At 44.3% G+C, this 15,933-nt stretch carries 18 protein-coding genes; 2 read left to right on the top strand and 16 right to left on the bottom strand.

Going from position 1 to position 15,933, the window contains the following annotated elements:
- Nucleotides 1-126: 126 nt before the first annotated feature.
- The 16 genes from AAYQ05_RS14860 to AAYQ05_RS14785 form a co-directional block, all read right to left on the bottom strand.
- Nucleotides 127-1,167, bottom strand: coding sequence for an IS110 family RNA-guided transposase (locus tag AAYQ05_RS14860; RefSeq protein ID WP_343544239.1), 1,041 nt, complete (start codon nt 1,165-1,167; stop codon nt 127-129).
- A 258-nt stretch (nt 1,168-1,425) separates the two neighbouring features.
- The gene (locus AAYQ05_RS14855; RefSeq protein ID WP_343544238.1) at nt 1,426-1,977 is read right to left on the bottom strand and encodes a hypothetical protein; all 552 of its coding nucleotides are present in this window, start codon (nt 1,975-1,977) and stop codon (nt 1,426-1,428) included.
- A gap of 181 nt (nt 1,978-2,158) precedes the next feature.
- Nucleotides 2,159-3,052 carry a conjugative transposon protein TraN gene (traN, locus tag AAYQ05_RS14850; protein ID WP_343544237.1) on the bottom strand — a complete coding sequence of 298 codons (894 nt, stop codon included), beginning with the start codon at nt 3,050-3,052 and terminating at the stop codon, nt 2,159-2,161.
- Nucleotides 3,053-3,054: 2 nt separating this feature from the next.
- On the bottom strand, nt 3,055-4,353 hold the full coding sequence (traM, locus tag AAYQ05_RS14845; protein ID WP_343544236.1) for a conjugative transposon protein TraM: 1,299 nt from the start codon (nt 4,351-4,353) through the stop codon (nt 3,055-3,057).
- Nucleotides 4,354-4,357: 4 nt separating this feature from the next.
- Nucleotides 4,358-4,627, bottom strand: a complete 270-nt coding sequence (locus tag AAYQ05_RS14840; protein ID WP_343544235.1) for a nitrogen regulatory IIA protein — start codon at nt 4,625-4,627, stop codon at nt 4,358-4,360.
- A 19-nt stretch (nt 4,628-4,646) separates the two neighbouring features.
- The gene (locus tag AAYQ05_RS14835) at nt 4,647-5,084 is read right to left on the bottom strand and encodes a hypothetical protein (protein WP_343544234.1); all 438 of its coding nucleotides are present in this window, start codon (nt 5,082-5,084) and stop codon (nt 4,647-4,649) included.
- Nucleotides 5,085-5,093: 9 nt separating this feature from the next.
- Nucleotides 5,094-5,717, bottom strand: a complete 624-nt coding sequence (gene traK / locus AAYQ05_RS14830; protein WP_343544233.1) for a conjugative transposon protein TraK — start codon at nt 5,715-5,717, stop codon at nt 5,094-5,096.
- Between the two features lie 19 nt (nt 5,718-5,736).
- Nucleotides 5,737-6,732, bottom strand: a complete 996-nt coding sequence (gene traJ, locus AAYQ05_RS14825) for a conjugative transposon protein TraJ (protein WP_343544232.1) — start codon at nt 6,730-6,732, stop codon at nt 5,737-5,739.
- Between the two features lies 1 nt (nt 6,733).
- A complete protein-coding gene (locus AAYQ05_RS14820) occupies nt 6,734-7,366 on the bottom strand; it encodes a DUF4141 domain-containing protein (RefSeq protein ID WP_343544231.1) in 633 nt (210 codons plus the stop codon).
- Nucleotides 7,367-7,393: 27 nt separating this feature from the next.
- Nucleotides 7,394-9,898, bottom strand: coding sequence for a TraG family conjugative transposon ATPase (locus tag AAYQ05_RS14815; protein WP_343544230.1), 2,505 nt, complete (start codon nt 9,896-9,898; stop codon nt 7,394-7,396).
- Entirely contained in the window at nt 9,895-10,227 is a 333-nt protein-coding gene (locus AAYQ05_RS14810; RefSeq protein ID WP_343544229.1) for a DUF4133 domain-containing protein, read from the bottom strand. The genes AAYQ05_RS14815 and AAYQ05_RS14810 overlap by 4 nt, the downstream gene beginning before the upstream one ends.
- Nucleotides 10,228-10,236: 9 nt before the next feature.
- Complete coding sequence (locus AAYQ05_RS14805) at nt 10,237-10,542, bottom strand: DUF4134 domain-containing protein (protein WP_343544228.1); 306 nt, start codon at nt 10,540-10,542, stop codon at nt 10,237-10,239.
- Between the two features lie 200 nt (nt 10,543-10,742).
- On the bottom strand, nt 10,743-11,591 hold the full coding sequence (locus AAYQ05_RS14800) for a hypothetical protein (RefSeq protein ID WP_343544227.1): 849 nt from the start codon (nt 11,589-11,591) through the stop codon (nt 10,743-10,745).
- A 39-nt stretch (nt 11,592-11,630) separates the two neighbouring features.
- Nucleotides 11,631-12,263, bottom strand: coding sequence for a conjugal transfer protein TraD (locus AAYQ05_RS14795; RefSeq protein WP_343544226.1), 633 nt, complete (start codon nt 12,261-12,263; stop codon nt 11,631-11,633).
- A 2-nt stretch (nt 12,264-12,265) separates the two neighbouring features.
- Nucleotides 12,266-12,682 carry a DUF3408 domain-containing protein gene (locus AAYQ05_RS14790; protein WP_343544225.1) on the bottom strand — a complete coding sequence of 139 codons (417 nt, stop codon included), beginning with the start codon at nt 12,680-12,682 and terminating at the stop codon, nt 12,266-12,268.
- A 4-nt stretch (nt 12,683-12,686) separates the two neighbouring features.
- Entirely contained in the window at nt 12,687-13,454 is a 768-nt protein-coding gene (locus AAYQ05_RS14785) for a ParA family protein (RefSeq protein ID WP_343544224.1), read from the bottom strand.
- Between the two features lie 644 nt (nt 13,455-14,098).
- On the opposite strand from AAYQ05_RS14785, the gene mobA reads away from it, so the two are divergent.
- Nucleotides 14,099-14,536, top strand: a complete 438-nt coding sequence (gene mobA / locus AAYQ05_RS14780; RefSeq protein ID WP_343544223.1) for a conjugal transfer protein MobA — start codon at nt 14,099-14,101, stop codon at nt 14,534-14,536.
- A gap of 1 nt (nt 14,537) precedes the next feature.
- Nucleotides 14,538-15,824 carry a conjugal transfer protein MobB gene (gene mobB, locus AAYQ05_RS14775; RefSeq protein WP_343544222.1) on the top strand — a complete coding sequence of 429 codons (1,287 nt, stop codon included), beginning with the start codon at nt 14,538-14,540 and terminating at the stop codon, nt 15,822-15,824.
- The last annotated feature ends 109 nt before the right edge of the window (nt 15,825-15,933 follow it).

Genomic DNA, 15,933 nt, shown 5'->3' with positions numbered 1-15,933 from the left:
CTGGTTTTTTTTGGATAAATCTATGTATTTGAAAGAATATTTCTTTAAATTCAGCATATAGAATCCTTGGATATTAGCAAATAAGCCAATACCCTTTTAATTAAAAAAAATAGTTTTAATACTTTTTTATACTGTTATTGCTACTGATGGACCAAGACAGTAATCAAAACATGGATCGTAATAGGCATTATTTTTCCATAGTATGTATGTTAATTCCAGTAATTTCCTTTGAATGGCTACAATTGCCTTCATTTTAATGCCGTGCTTTGAAACTATTCTTAGGAAAATATTTCTGAACCGTTCATCCGTCCTTATTGCAGCCAATGCAGGAAAGTGCATTACTTTCCTTAAATTCCTGTTACCGCGTTTGGATATTCGGGGTTTGGATTTCACAGAAGTTCCCGATGTCTTCTCCCTGACATCTAATCCAGCATAACTGACCAACTGTCTTTTATTCTTTATTAACTCAAATCCATTAGTTTCGGCAATAATTGTTACAGCGGTTAGGCTTCCGATTCCAGGAATAGAAGATACTATCTTCATCTTTTCCACTAGTGCTTTGTCAGTTTTAATAAGTACTGCGATTTCTTCTCTTATCTCTTTTTCCTGCAAATCAATAAAAGCTATTCTTCTTTTAGTTCGTTTGACTGAGCTTTCACTTGAAGTTGCAGAAGTACGTTCTGCATGCAATTGATTTTTTAACATTGTACGCTCATGTACCAGCTGCTCTCGTTCCCGACAAAGCTGTTTCAAATCATTGAATATTTTTAAAGGAGGTTGCCAAACTTCCAACTGCCTTTCTAAACCAAATCTCGAAATGGCTTGTGAAGCGCTTTTGTCAGTTATGGTTTTTATGTCAAGTGTTCTGACATAATTACTAATCTTATTTGGCAGAACAATACTTACTTGTTTTTTAATACTGCAAAGATAATAGGCCAAGGATTCGTGGTAAACTCCTGTAGCTTCCATTATGTACCGTACATCCGTTGTAGTAGATGTCTGTTTATTTACCCACGATACAAGACTTGAAAAACCTTTTTTATGGTTAGGAAATACTTTATAGTCATAAATTTCAATGCTCATCTGTTCATCCATTCTACCAAGTGATACAACTAATTCATTTTGAGCAACATCAATCCCTACTGTCTGCTTTAATGATACCTTCATCTTATCTGGTTTAGGTAAGTGATAACCTTTCTTCATCTTTTCTCCTGACTGGATATACTGGCTATAAGACTCATACAAATGAGCAAATTCCTTACATTCTGTTCAGATTCTAAAAGGTTAAAGAAGAGGAGGCAGTCTCTTTTCTTGAATATACCATAAGGCTATTTAAAGCAAAATCTGCTCTCGCCCTTCTTCACTTAGATTATATTATGCAAACATAGGAGAAGCAAAAGAAGGCCGCTTTGTTGTGCCTGCTTTTTATTTTAATTGCGGTATAGCCTCTTTTTTCCAGCGCGAAAAGCCGTTGAACAGATATTGCATCTTTTCAAATTCGATAAGGGCTATAAGTTCTTCTTTGCACTTGGTTCTAAATCCCCGGATGCATAGGAAGTCCTTAAGAGGGAAATCGGCCATCTGCCCAAAGGTTTCGATCTCCATTGCATCGAATACCGCCAGCAGTCTTCTGCTTAACGGATATTGGCTGTCAGAGACGCGTTTTTCCCTGTCTTTTTTAGTTTTTTCTCTTTTGATTTGGACGGTGCTTGGATTTAATTCGTGTTTTAAATCCTGCAGCTTCTCCATATACCCGTTGATTTCTGAAAGCAGTTCCGTCACTAGTTTTGCTTTACTCAATGTTTCCTCATAAAGCGCCTCGACATATTCGGATGTAATACCATATTTTGCTGCCGCCTCCTGCAGGGGGATATTTTCGGTCAGAAGTTTATGAAGTACATCATATTCCTTTTCAGGAAGCAGTTTTTTGGACATTTCGGTATAAAACCTGTTGGTGCGGTCAATAGCATTCTGCATAAGGTATAAGTCAAATTGCTAAAAAAGGTTTTGGTTCTCGCGGTTAAAATCTAAGGTATTAATATTTATTGAGTTATGCAATTTATGTAAAGCAAAGGCTTAAGCAGGGCACAAGACAAAAACAGCCCAAAGCATTGCTCTGGGCTGTAATATTTTCTCATTTCAATATTTTTAACGAGCATTAAAATTTAAGGTGCATATCGCTTATCAGCCTGGCTTTTACCAGATCTGAATTTTTGATCTTGAGTGTCTGGTGCCTGCCTCCGTTTTTCTCAAAAATCTCAATCAGCAGCACTTTGTCGTCCGCTATTGTAAACTGATCCAACAGAAACACATTCTGGTCTTTGGTTTTTCCTGGAACCTCATCGATCATTTTATAAGTGCGCAGCGGGACAATCGGTCTTTGCTGGGCGGCAGTGCGTCTGGCTGTTTTTTTATCCGCAACCTTGAAACTCATAAAATCAATTCGGAAAGGGACATTGGTGCTGTTTTCAAGCTGCGTATGGAAGTAATACTTGCCGTCGTGGATATAGATGCCCTTTAAGCTGAACGCTATCCCGAAACTCTCCGAGGAAATGTGTTTTAAGATTCGTTTATTGTTTCTGTAAATAGTTTCCAGGATCAGCGAAGCGAGGGAAGGCGAGGTTTTTCCAAGCTCTTCAAAAAGCACAACGCCTGCGGTTGATTTATCTGCGGTCTTTTGCATCTGCAGCAGATCATAGCTCAGCATTGGCGGTGAGCAGCTGTACTGCACATTGAAGCTGTAAAAACGGCCGTCATCGGTAATTACCGAAAAGTTGGTTTCCTGTTCAAAATCCTTAACCGCTGCTTTGATACGAAGGACGTTTTCCGCATCCTCGGCTTTTGAGGCAATCAGGAATTCACTTCCAAGATCTACATATCGGATAGCGGACGGGAAAATAAGATGGGAAGTTTTGTCATAAGTTACCTGCAGATTGTACGGCGGTATCTTTCCTAAATCAAGGCTCGCGGCTTCGTTTTCCTGTGCAGATGCGACTAATGAATATGCTATTAAAAGGGCTGTTGCCCAAAACGATTTAAATTGATTTTTCATAATTAATTTATTTGAGATTGCTGTTGTTTCTTAGAGACCAGATACACTTGATGTCCTGCTTTTAGTGTCACTTTAGTTGTCCTAACTTTCTTGGCGAAATAGCCGGAGATTCCCTGAACCAATCCGCGGCTCAGGTCAGCGGCCACCTGCTGTCCTGCTGACTGGGTCATCACAAGGCTGGTGCCTGACTGCTGGCTCATATTGCCCGCCATTTCACTAAGGGCGCTTCTTTCGACAGAATAGGGAACAGGTACTCCCTGCTGGCCGTCCAGATCGTAAATGGTTATATCCGCCGGAATAATCGATCCGTCAAGTTCGATGGAAGTGATTTTCAACTGAAGGCGTCCTGCCTGAATCCTGGCGTGCGCAGTGACTATTGCACCTGTGGCCATGATGCGGCCTGAAATCTTTGCAGGTTCCAGCAATCGAAGCGATACGCCCGCCTCCCCGGTAATGGTTTGGGTTTGGTGCATGCAGGCCTTGACGCTGTTTTTTGGCTGAAGTGCCTCCTGCACTGAAGCTGCGGAATTAAAGCCAATGCGCTTGTTCCATTTTGCCAAAAAAGTGCTGTCGGAAGATGTACGGTGCAGTGCCGAGACCTTGCTTTTTCTTTCAGGAACCAGCGCCGAAAAATCCTTCTTGTCTGATTCGGCCATTTCCACGGCAGTGTTTTTGGCTGCAGGCGTGGCAGGAACGGAACCTGAGGGAAGGTACTTGGCAGCCATCTGATAGGATTTTTCCATAAGCGCCAGCTGGTCATCAACAGTGGCGGGCGGGGGTATTTCCTTTTGGGCGAGATGCTGTTTGAGCTCCTCGAGCTGCCTGCGAAGCTCCTTTGATTCACTGTTGTCCTCTTGATAAAAAGAACCCAGTGTATTTTGGGCGCTGCGGTAGGTGCTCAGCGCCGGATTTTTAGGGTCATCCTGATCATCGGACAGTGGCTGTTTCTTCTCGGCGCTGTCCTCATTCCAGTAATCTGACAGTGTCATTAAAGCGTTCTTTTTCTGCTCTTCTTTGTCTTCGAGCATTTTCTGCTCATACGCTTTCTGTTTGTCTGCCTGAAGTACAGATCCGCTTGCCTGGGGCACGCTGTCGTTCAGGCCAATATCTTCAATCTGCTTTTTATCCTTCGACGGCTTAAATATTAAGTACATGCAGCCGATGCATGCAATTCCCATCAGGGTGAAAATGAGCGGTTTTTTAAAACGCTCGACAGCAGTCTTCTTTTCATCAGGCACAAACGGGCTAGTGCTCTGGCCAGCCTCTTCTAGAAGGCGAACCTTTTTTTTGGTTTCTTTCATAATGCTATTTTTTTAAAATTGGCTTCAGGGTGTCCTTTACAGATGCCTGGCTTTCTTTTTCTGGCTGCGCCGGGTTTTGGATGTGCTCGACAGCCATATTGTTTTTCGCGTATGCCGTATCACGGCATACGTTGAAAACGACAACTGCGGTCAGCAGCACGTAAGCTGCAAAAAAGTGCAGTATCACCTGGTGCTGCCTTTTTATTGGCATTGCTTCCCAGTCCTTGTCAAGCCTTTCCAGCCACAGGCCTATGTTTGCTCTTAATTTTTTCATAGTTAATGATTTTGTCTCATCACATTCTAAACCCTCTTCTTTTGGGAGGGATCTCTTCTTTATATTTTTCTGACACTTGGGCAATAGCCTCCATTTTTGTCGGGATCGAATTTGCTGTAAGGTCTGTCAGTTTAGACTGCTTCAATAATTGCCCGTAGCGGTCTGTTCTTTTTATATGCATTTCTGTTTGCTCTAAATCGAATTTTCCGTTCTCATATTTAACCCACATATTGCACTCAACCCTTGGCTTGTCTTCGCCATTCCATTCGAGGTAGGTAGACAAATGCAGAAAATTTGCTAACAATGGAGCATCATTTCCATTTTTAATAATCTCCAAAAAACCACTAATGCTTTCCCATAGGGCGCCTGCACAGCAACTCTCTGTATGGAAATAACCATCGTATCCCTTATCTTTTAGGGTTTTTACGAATGCGTCTAAATCTAATAAAGCTTCCATAAGATTTTTTTAACGTTCGATGACTTCTATATCCCTGTTTTCAGCCACGGCAAATTTTTCAATATTAAAACCCTGCGGGTTGTTGTCCGAGCGTACTGAGTTGACCAGTAGGCAGGAGGTCACCAGACTGCGTTTGGTAACATTGCTAGATCGTATGATAATCTGCTTTGCATAGCTGCGCACTGCATAAGGGTATGTTTCGAAATTGCAGACCACGCTGTCCATCTCAATACGCTGCTGGACATTGCCTGATATGATCCGGTTGTAATAGCCTTTCTCCAAAAGGTCCTTGTAATAATCAAAGGCACTTTTATCGGCAAGATTGAATGCCCTTTTCATATTGCTTTCGATGGCGTTCTTGTCAGGAGCAAGGGTAAAGAACAGCTCGTGAAAACGCCTTACATGCTCACGGGCTTCCACAGGACGGTTGATCGAGGCATCTTGGGCAAGTGCGAGCATGAGTGATTTGCCATTGTCCAGCACATAAATTTTCTGGCGTTGCTGCTCGGCAAAACTGTATGATCTCCAAAGCGCGTAGCCTGTCACTGCGGCACATAGCAAGGCAAACACGATGGCGTAGAGCCTGATCTGCCGAAAACTGTTTTCTATATTTCTGAGTGTTTTAAATTCCATTTTCGTAAATATTTATTGTTCATTTATTGATCAGCCTTCCGGCGATGTTGCCTGCGGCCGAACCTGCGCCGGCGCCTGCTATATTTCCGGATTTCATGGCAGTCTGGTGGATGTTGCGTGAAAAATTTCCTGCGCCGCCTGCTTGGATTATCCAGCCTGTCACAGTGGGAATGGTAAAATATCCCACGATTCCGATGATCATAAAAATGATGTACACCGTGTTTGACGTGTCGGGAATGAAGGCGGGATCAGCAAGCATTCCAATGTCCCGTTCAATTATCAGGGACTGTATCCTGGCCAGCATCGAACTGAAAAGATCCGCTACGGGAAGCCAGAGATAAACGCTGGCATATCGCGTAATCCACTGGGTGAGTGTCGACTCAAAGCCGCCCCAGACCGATATGGCGAATGCGATAGGTCCGAGGATGGACAGCACGATAAGGAAGAAAGTCCGTATGGTGTCTATAACCAGTGCGGCCGCCTGAAACAGTATTTCGAGCAGGTTGCGGAACCAATCTTTTATTATTTTCTCGATCTGATAGGTCTGCCTGTCCATATACATTGAGGCCATAGTGCCGATGTCAGAAGGCGACCAGCCCAGCTCGTCAAGCTTCTTGTCGAACTCAGCGTCTGATACCATGTAAGCGGTCTCAGGATTGCGGATCATGGCTTCATGTTCCAGAAGGTCTTTTTTTGCCTGCAGATCGTTAAGGTCCAATATCTGATCCTCCAGAATGCCATGTGTCCCCTGAACTATTGGGCTTAATACGGCATTGATCGAGCCCAGTACGATGGTTGGGAAAAACATGATGCAGAGACCCAGTGCAAAAGGGCGAAGAAGCGGATAGACATCAATGGGCTCGGCTCGGCTAAGCGCCTGCCAGACTTTCAAGGCCACAAAAAACAGCGCCCCGAGTCCCGCCAGTCCTTTGGCCACTGCCGCCATATCGGCGGACAGTGGCAGCATCTCATCATACAGAGAGCGAAGGACTTCATGAAGATTATTTGATTCCATATTACCAGTATTTTTGGTTTGGGGTGCCGTAGAGATCAAGGACCCTTTTGGTGCTGTTCTGCTTTTTAGCCCTCAGGATACTGACCGAAATATTTTTATTGGTGTAGTAGCGAACCAGACTGTGGTATTCTTTTACCTCTTTGTATACGCGGTCAATGATTTCCATACGTTCCTTATCACTGAGTGACAGGCTCGAAGAGGTGACAATCTGTTTGAGTTCTTTCAAAAGCTCGGTACTCTCTCCCAGAAGCGCCGAATATCCTTTGGCAATGGCAGTGAGCTCCCTTGCCGAAAAGTTTGGATCATTCAGCATCCGACCGAAGTTCTGCACATACATTTCCGATACATCACCCACCAGAAGCACTGTCTGCTGTACCTTGCGTGCGTCTTTTACCAGATTGTTGATGGCCTGCAGTTTGTCATAGTATTCCTTGCCCTGCTTGTATACCTTTTCGACTTCCTTGAAATTCTTGACAACGTTGCTTACCGTCGAGGAGGTCTGTATGATTTCATTGGCACTGTTGAGGATCCCCGAGGCAAGATTGGCCGGGTCGGTCACTACAAACTGCGCTTTTGCTGATGGCGATGCGGCAAGCATAATTGCGGCACACACCATGAATCGTATTTTTTTCATTGTTTTGGATTTTTAAATTGTTATGGATTATTGATTTTCCTGCTCTCGGCGCCTTATGGCAATCTGCTTGATGGCGAGTTCGACATTACCTCCCAGTTCAGCTGCAAGCTGCATCACTTCCATTTTTTCGGTTTCTTCGGTCGTGTAGGCGTAATACTCTTCAAGGCTTACCTCTGTGGCATATACTGCAGAGTGCGTTCCTCCAAGCCCGATCCACACTTCCTTGTACAGGCGCGATGCGTCGTTGTTCATGTTGATGGATAGCACCTGCGCCTTTTCCTTGTCAGTGAGTCCCAGCATGGCCTGGATGTCATCAAACTTGTTCATGTATTTGCGCTGGTCCAGAAGAATTTTGCAGTCCGAATTGTTGATGATGCTTTCCTTTACTATGGGCGATTGGATAATGTCGTCCACTTCCTGGGTCACTACTATGGCCTCACCAAAGAACTTTCTCACAGTCTTGAACAAATACTTGATGTAATTTGCCATTCCTTCCTTGGCAATGGCTTTCCATGCTTCCTCAATCAGGATAAGCTTGCGGATGCCTTTAAGCCTTCGCATCTTGTTGATGAACACTTCCATAATGATGATAGTCACGATTGGGAAGAGGATCTTATGCTCCTTGATGGCATCGATCTCAAAGACAATAAAGCGCTTGGAAAGAAGGTCGAGCTGTTTGTCGGAATTAAGCAGGTAGTCATACTCGCCGCCTTTGTAATAAGGTTCAAGAACATTCAGGAAGTTGGCTATATCAAAGTCTTTTTCCCTAACCTGCTTTTCGGCCAGCACACTTCGGTAATCCCCACGGACATACTCGTAGAAGCCGTTGAAAGAAGGATAGGCATCATCGTGCTTGATCTTTTCGATATAGCCGCTAACGGCATTGGAGAGTGCGACTTCCTCGGAGCGGGTAGGAGGCTCGTCGTCACGTTTCCATAAGGTCAGGATCAGTGTTTTGATGCTTTCCCTTTTTTCAATGTCGAAAATCCCGTCATCGGTATAGAATGGGTTGAAGGCAATGGGATTGTCTTCTGTATAGGTAAAATACACTCCGTCTTCGCCTTTGGTTTTCCCTTTGATAAGCTCGCATAAGCCCTGATAAGAATTTCCGGTATCCACCAGCAGGACATGCGCTCCCTGCTCATAATACTGCCTTACCATATGGTTGGTGAAAAAAGACTTGCCGCTTCCCGAGGGGCCGAGTATGAATTTGTTGCGGTTGGTAATGATGCCCCGTTTCATGGGAAGGTCCGAAATATCCAGATGAATGGGTTTGCCTGTGAGCCTGTCGGCCATCTTGATGCCGAAAGGCGATGGCGAATCATGGTAGTTGGTTTCCTGTGTAAAAAAACACAATGCCGGCTCTATAAACGTGTAGAAGCTTTCCTCGCTGGGGAAATCTCCTGCATTTCCGGACATCCCCGCCCAATACAGCGTTGCTGTATCGGTCGTATTGTGCCTTGGCTTGCATTCCATAAGGGCCAGCGCGCTCCCGCAGTCGTTTTTGAGCTGTTTGAGTTCGGACGGCTTGTCAGACCATGCCATGACATTGAAGTGCGCTCTTATAGAGGAAAGCCCAAATGAATGCGCTTCATTTAAATAGCGTTCGATCCATTCTTTATTGATCTGGTTGGCACGGCTGTAGCGTGCCAGCGAATGCATGTTTCGGGCGGACTTTTCAAACTTTTGCAGGTTCTCTTCGCTGTTGTCCAAAAACAGGTACTGGTTGTAGATGTGGCTGCAGTCAAGCAGCAGCCCTACAGGCGCTGCAAAGGACAGGCGGCAGTCGCTGCGGTCGGTGGAGAGTTTCTCATATCTTGTATCTGCCGATACCGATGAAGGAAGATCGTCCGTGTCCGATAGCGTATGCAGGCACAGCCTTTTGTTTCCCACACGCACCTCTTCACTGCCCAAGACAATATCCTGAAGGGGCGTTCCTGTCTCCTTTGAAAGGGTCAGGTACTGTTCCAGCAGTCCCTGCCGGTTTTCTGATCCAATAATGTCCTCTTCGCTCATGCGGCTGATTTTGACAAATCCGCAGTCGTTTATGATGCGCTCAAACTGCGCGACGGCTTCCATGAAGCGATGGACTGTTTCTTTGTCCCTGATTTCTTTTGGTATCAGGACACCTTTGCAAAGGGAAGAGAAGTTGCTCTGCATCCGCATGCGCTCCTTGGTGGTCTTTGTCAGAAACAGGTAGCAGGAATGATTCAGGAATGGACGCTCATTAAAATGGCGCTGATAGGATCTGGATAGAAAACCCTTCTGGTCCTTATCCAGAGCAGGATCGTAATTCTCCCTGACATACCAGTCCTGTTTATGGACGACAGTGAAATCAGGCAGTGTCTTAATGGCCTTATGCCATGCAGAGTGGATTGCTTCATACTCAGGGGAGGCTACAGTGAAGAGTTCAGGCAGATGCACTTCAAAGCAGGCGGTAATGTCCGCATCCTTGGAAAGGATGCAGTTGTTTTCTACCGCCAGAAGCGGAAATCTGCTTTCCAGTGTCGTGGTCTTGGCTGTATTTCTCATACGGTGTCTGATTTAGGAGTTGACTTTAAGCTGTATTTTACAGGCTTGCGGCAGATGATGTAACGGGGATGCCTTTTTTGGGCGCCCATTTTCATCAGCCCGTGCTCTCCGTACTTTCTGTTCAGCGAAAAGGTCTGCCAGACAATCAGAGAAGCGCCGCCCGCGCCAAGAAAAAGACAGATATAGGAACTGGTCCCTGCCATATAGAGGATCATCACCAGGATAAGCATTCCCAGAAGTCCGCCTGCGAAAATAAAAAGGTACTGCGCCTTGAGCCCTCTGAACTCGACGGTCCTTCCGATGCCTTTGTTGATGCTGTAATTATCCATAGCGCAGCGTTAAAGGAAAAAGGAGCGTAGTATGGTGGCGGCGACAATAAGGAAGATACAGGCACCGAACCAGCTCGCGGCAGTTTTTGAGGTATCAGGATCACCGCTGCTGAATTTGTTGTATACCTTAACCCCGCCAATCAGGCCGACCACTGCGCCTATGGCATAGATGAGCTGTGTTGCGGGATCGAAGTAGGAGGTCACCATCTGGGTAGCTTCTGTGATTCCTGCAGCGCCGTTCCCCTGTGCAGATAATTTTAAGGATGACAGCACTATGATTGCTGCCAGCTGGATTTTTTTTCTTTGTTTTTCCATTGCTAAATACTTTAATATGTTGAATTATCCCGCACTTTGCGGACTCTTGCGACAAAGGTGTTTTGGAAATCGAATGCCTGCCGTAGAGAGGTATCCGATGGAATTACTTGGCACTCAAAAGCATCAGGCTTTATTGCCGGGTATGAAAAACGCCGAGATTGAAGGGCTCGGCGTTTAAAATTTTTATTTGAAATGATAGGCTAGAGCTTTCTTCTCCTTTTTTCCTGCAATGCTTCAAGAGGCAGTTTTTTAGGGGGATGGGCATTCTCCGCGCGCATTTGTTTTTGCTCAAGGTTCAGCTTGATGCTGTTGGGAATGTTGGTCTGAGCCCAAGGCAGTGTTTTGGCTTTAAACTGCATCTGAAATTCCTTTTCCCTAATGCAGTAGAAGGGAGCAAAGCCATATTTCACATTCCAGCCAACCCGGTCCAAGAGCTGAAGATGAGGGAACTTTACCACTATGATATCTTTAGGAAGCTCGGTAATTGACAGATGGTCTACCTCCTGAAATTCATGCGTTTTTGGATTATAAGGGAAAATATAGGCATGTTCAAGCCGATCATAATAGCCGCTTATCTGGTCAAGACTGATGCCTTTGGATTTGAAGTCGTCTTTTGGGCGAAGCCTGTTGGCCGCCATATCTACAAAAAAAGGATGTCCGGCAATTTTTAAAATTGGCAGTTTTCTTTGGTTCCATCGCAGATCAAGAAGGCTTCCGGGCTGTATGGCCAGCTCAAAATCTGTTTTCCCCTTGATGTTTTCCACAGTTGTGCTATATCTTTCAGCCATACCGGAAGGATCCAGATCGGTCAGGTTGGGGATAATGATCTTTCTGACAGTGCCATCTTCCCTGAAGCTGAGGCCGGATTCCAGCCCCGCTAAATTCTTAGTGGAGGTATCGTAATGAAATTGATAGCCGTGGCCGAGATAAAACATTTCTTTGAAAGCTATGATATTTTTAGGATCACCCTTTTCCGCCAATTGCTCTGTTGCCGCGTCAATGATGAATTCAGTTCCTTCGATGTCTATTGTAGGCATTATTTTTTCCATAGTGAATAGTTAATTAAAATGACAAAGGGGCTTTCGTCCTTAGACAAAATCCCCAATATCAAATTCATTCAAATCATTTTTCCGCAGAAAGGAAGAGCTGGATTCCTTTTCAGAAGCAAGGCTCCCGTCCAGCAGCCCTGCTATTTTCCGGGAAGCGCTTTCTATGGAATTCTCCAGCAGACTGAATAGTTCGGTTCCCTGTATTTTTTGAACCAATGCAATGGCTGTTTCCTTTTGGGAAGGCTCCAGATTCTCTTTTTCCAGCAGCATCCCTACAGCGCTCAGTTCCTCGAAGGTAACCCCTTGGGCAAAACCGTCATTCCCTGCCAGCATTCCATAACCGCTCCATTCTTCCTCCTCCTGCGGAAGATCGGGCTGGTATCTGAAAACGTCGTCCAGCTCTTCCTGCGGAATTTTTATATCGACGTTCTGATGGTCGATTTCTATATCAAAATTATTCATTTCCTGTTCCTGCCTTCTGCCTTGGCTGCCAGTGGCGTTTATTGGCAGTAGAAGGCTTCTTGCCGTTTTGGGCTGTCCCATAAAATCGGGCAGTTCAGGCTGGGTCTCTTTTGCTGCATATTTGCCTTTTTTTGTGATTTGAATGGTAATTTTATCCTGCAGCAGAAGGATTATTACAATCAGCAGAGAGATTAAGATCAGCGTTTCCATAATTAAAATATAGGTTTGTATTTATCATTGAAGCTTTTGATGATCTTCTCACCGAACTCCTGGAAATGATAGTCGAGAAGATTGTCCAGATAGGCGTAAATGCTGATTTTGTCTTCACCGATAACCTGAACGATCCTGCTTAATCTCTCATGAAAATCCGGGCGGATATATACCGTTTTCCCGTCTCGGGCGTTGGAGGCGGGCCTTTTGAAAAAAAGGCTTTCGTAATCCTGATTTCCTTCCTTCTTTATTTTGTAGCGCTCTTTTGATGTCTGCTTTACCTTTAATGGCTTCACTTGCTCTGGTTCCTCTTCAGGCTGTATATGGAGTCCTTCTTTGCGGACCCCGTCTACCATCAGGTTCATCATCATCTCTTCGTTTATCTCAGATATGTTTTTTTTCTTGATGTTTTTTTCCATGATCCTATAATTTGGTGATTCTTAAAAATTCATTTATGAAGCTGTCCATACGGCATGAGCTCATCAGCCGCTCGTCGGGAGGCATCAAAGTGGAACGAAAAATAGTCCGGGCATCAGATTCGCTCTCTTTGCGGAAACGGGTGCTGTTCATGATCTGGCAGTCCATCAGGCTCAGTCCGAGCTCAGAAATGAGCTTGTTATAGATCTCATACAGAGGGGAGCGTTCGCGGCCGTCCACCTGATTCCAAAAAAGGTTGATGGTCTTGATTGATGTTTCTCCTTTTTTCATAATAACATCTTTCATCAGCTGGGTAAAGACAAGTGTGCTTTCCATCACCACGCGGTCTGCCGTTATGGGCGTAAAAATATGATGCATTCCGGCCAGGGCCTTTAATATGCCGGGAGTGTTTACAGTTCCAGGAAGGTCAAAAAAGATATAATCAATGGGAAGCGTTGAAGATTCTAAAAAATCATGAGCGGCCTGAAGCAATCCTTCGGCTTTATGCTGTAAGATAGGATAAGCCTTTTTGTTGATGGCAGTAAACTGCCTGAATGCAGCCTTTTTTAAAAATTCATTTTCCATTACCATCGAAAGATCGCGGGTTTTCATTTTCATCAGGCTGTGCTGCGGGAAGTCTGCATCGAATACCGCCACATTGTAGCCCAGACGGTAATGAAGTGTACTGGCGGCAAGTGCAGTAAAGGTGCTTTTGCCTACGCCTCCCTTCTGGGAGGAAAAGGCGACAAATACTGGTTTGTGTTCTGTTTTCATTTTTAGCGTATTTAGTTATTTACTTATATCTGTGCGTAAGCATACTGTTATCTGCAGCAGCCTCTCAGCAGGCAGGCGCGTAGAAAGCAGCATAGTTATATGGTTTATCTTGTATATGCCTACCTGCATAAACAAAAGGATCTGCAGGCACGTATTTAAATAGGTTGGTACCAGTAGGCCACATTAAATATTTCTTTAGATATGCAGATCATGTCATATATGCATAATTGCGTAATTACCTCTGGGCATATTTACCTGCGTGCATCTTGGTGCATGTACAAAGGAATGCCGATAAACAGGTATTTATTTTTGCCGGAACCAATTGGCGCTGAGAGGCATTTTTCGGCATTTAGAACTCTTGCAATGCTTAGATCAAGAGTGCTTTATTTTGCAATGTGATTTTTATTAACAGGCAAATGCAGAAACAGCTTGAATTATCTGGCATAAAAGAGACAGCATCAGGCTGTCTTTCCCTACCACATCCAATCCGTCCCGAAGGGCGGATTTTTGTGTTCGCCAGAACACGGCAAGTTGTGTTTTGAGGCACTCGAAACTGAGTTCGTGCCCCAAAACAACTTGCCCTGCCGGGGGCTGGAAAAACCTTCCGAAGTCAGGCTTTTTGCAGAAGCCATAATGGATTTTTTATGAAACAGGAAAATAATGGTAAAGCAAACAGAGGTGGCAGGAATCCTAAAATCGATCCCAGCATACACAGGCATGTTTTTCGTCTGACTGAAAAGGAAAATGCCGAGCTTTTATCGATGTATGAATCGTCGGGAATGCATAATAAGGCGAAATTTATCATATCGCTTTTGTTTGGAAAGGAAGTAAAAACTATTAAAGTTGACAAAGGTACAGTTGATTTTTATATGCGGCTGACCACATTCCACAGCCAGTTCCGGTCGGCAGGTGCAAACTATAATCAGGTTGTGAAACTGCTATACCGCAATTTTTCGGAGAAAAAAGCATCAGCCTACCTGTACAAACTTGAAAAACAGACTGCTGAACTTGCCGCATTATGCCGAAAAATTATCCTTATTGCACAAGAATTTGAAGACAAACACCTTAAAAAGCATTCTTGAAATGGTAGCAAAAATTGGAAGAAGCAGCAATCTGCATGGTGCCTTGGCTTACAACCAGCTGAAAATTCAAAAAGAAAAAGGCCAGATACTCTTTACCAGTAAGATGATTGAAACACCAAGCGGGATCTATTCAGCTGCTGATTTGGCGCGATCCTTTGAGCCTTACTTGCTTGCCAACAGAAATACGGAAAAGATAGCACTGCATATTTCACTTAATCCTGACCCAAACGATAATGTAAGCGATGATAAGTTTATAGCAATGGCACAGAAGTACATGCAGGAGATGGGATATGCAGAGCAGCCTTTTACAGTTTTTAAGCATACCGATATTGACCGTACCCATATCCATATAGTTACAGTCTGTGTGGATGAATCGGGCAGGAAGATTTCGGACAAGTTTGAAAAGAGAAGATCGATGGCTGTCTGCCGTGAGCTTGAAAGAAAGTACGCCTTGCTGCCTGCTGCAGAAAAAGTGCATAACCGGGATAACAAATTTTTCACTCCGGTTGATTATCGGAAGGCTGATATCAAAAGCCAGATTGCTTCTGTTGTTCGCAATCTGCGGCAATACTACAAATTCCAGACCTTAGGCGAATATAATGCCCTTCTTTCCCTGTTTAATATCACTGCTGAAAAAACAGAAAGCCATCTGCATGGAAAAACCAGGCAGGGATTGCTGTATATTGCCTTAAATGAAAATGGGGAAAGGGCAGGGCACCCTTTGAAGGCGTCTTTATTTGGAAGGAGTGCCTGCCTGCCTGCTTTGGATCTGCATTTTGCAAATTGCAAAGAGACCTTAAGGCATAATGATGCAAAATTGATACTTAAGGAAACTGTTTTCATTGCCCTGCAGTCAACAGTTAATCAGAAAGATTTCAATATGCAGCTGGCCAAAAAGGGGATCAATACAGTGGTGCGGACAAATGATACGGGCCGTATTTACGGGATCACTTTTGTAGACCATAATTCCAGAACCGTTTGGAATGGTTCGCATCTTGGCAAAGAATTTTCTGCCAACGCTTTTAACGATAACTGGTCTAATTTCATGAAGGCTGAAATTACGGCCTCCGGGCAGCCAAAATCGATTTTGCCGAATTTCGACGATATGGAGGATTTATTTATCGAAAAGCCACATCGATTATTCGATTTTCCAAATATTGACCAACAGAAGGGTGGGCTGTTTGAAGCATGGACAGGAATTTTGCCTGAGGCCCTTGGCGATGATTTTGACGAACTTGCATGGAGCACTAAAATGAAAAAAAGAAGAAAGGCCAAAAAATATAAATAGGCGCTGTTTTGTTTGCTCATGCTTTCTAGTCGGATTTCATTAACCAGCACCAATCCTGTATTGCATGTTTGAAAAACCTTGTTCCGCCACTAGTCTCTTTTTGCTATAT

The sequence above is a fragment of the Flavobacterium movens genome (assembly GCF_039581425.1).
In the GTDB taxonomy this organism is placed as follows: domain Bacteria; phylum Bacteroidota; class Bacteroidia; order Flavobacteriales; family Flavobacteriaceae; genus Flavobacterium; species Flavobacterium luteolum.
This window is presented reverse-complemented; position numbering and strand designations above follow the sequence as displayed.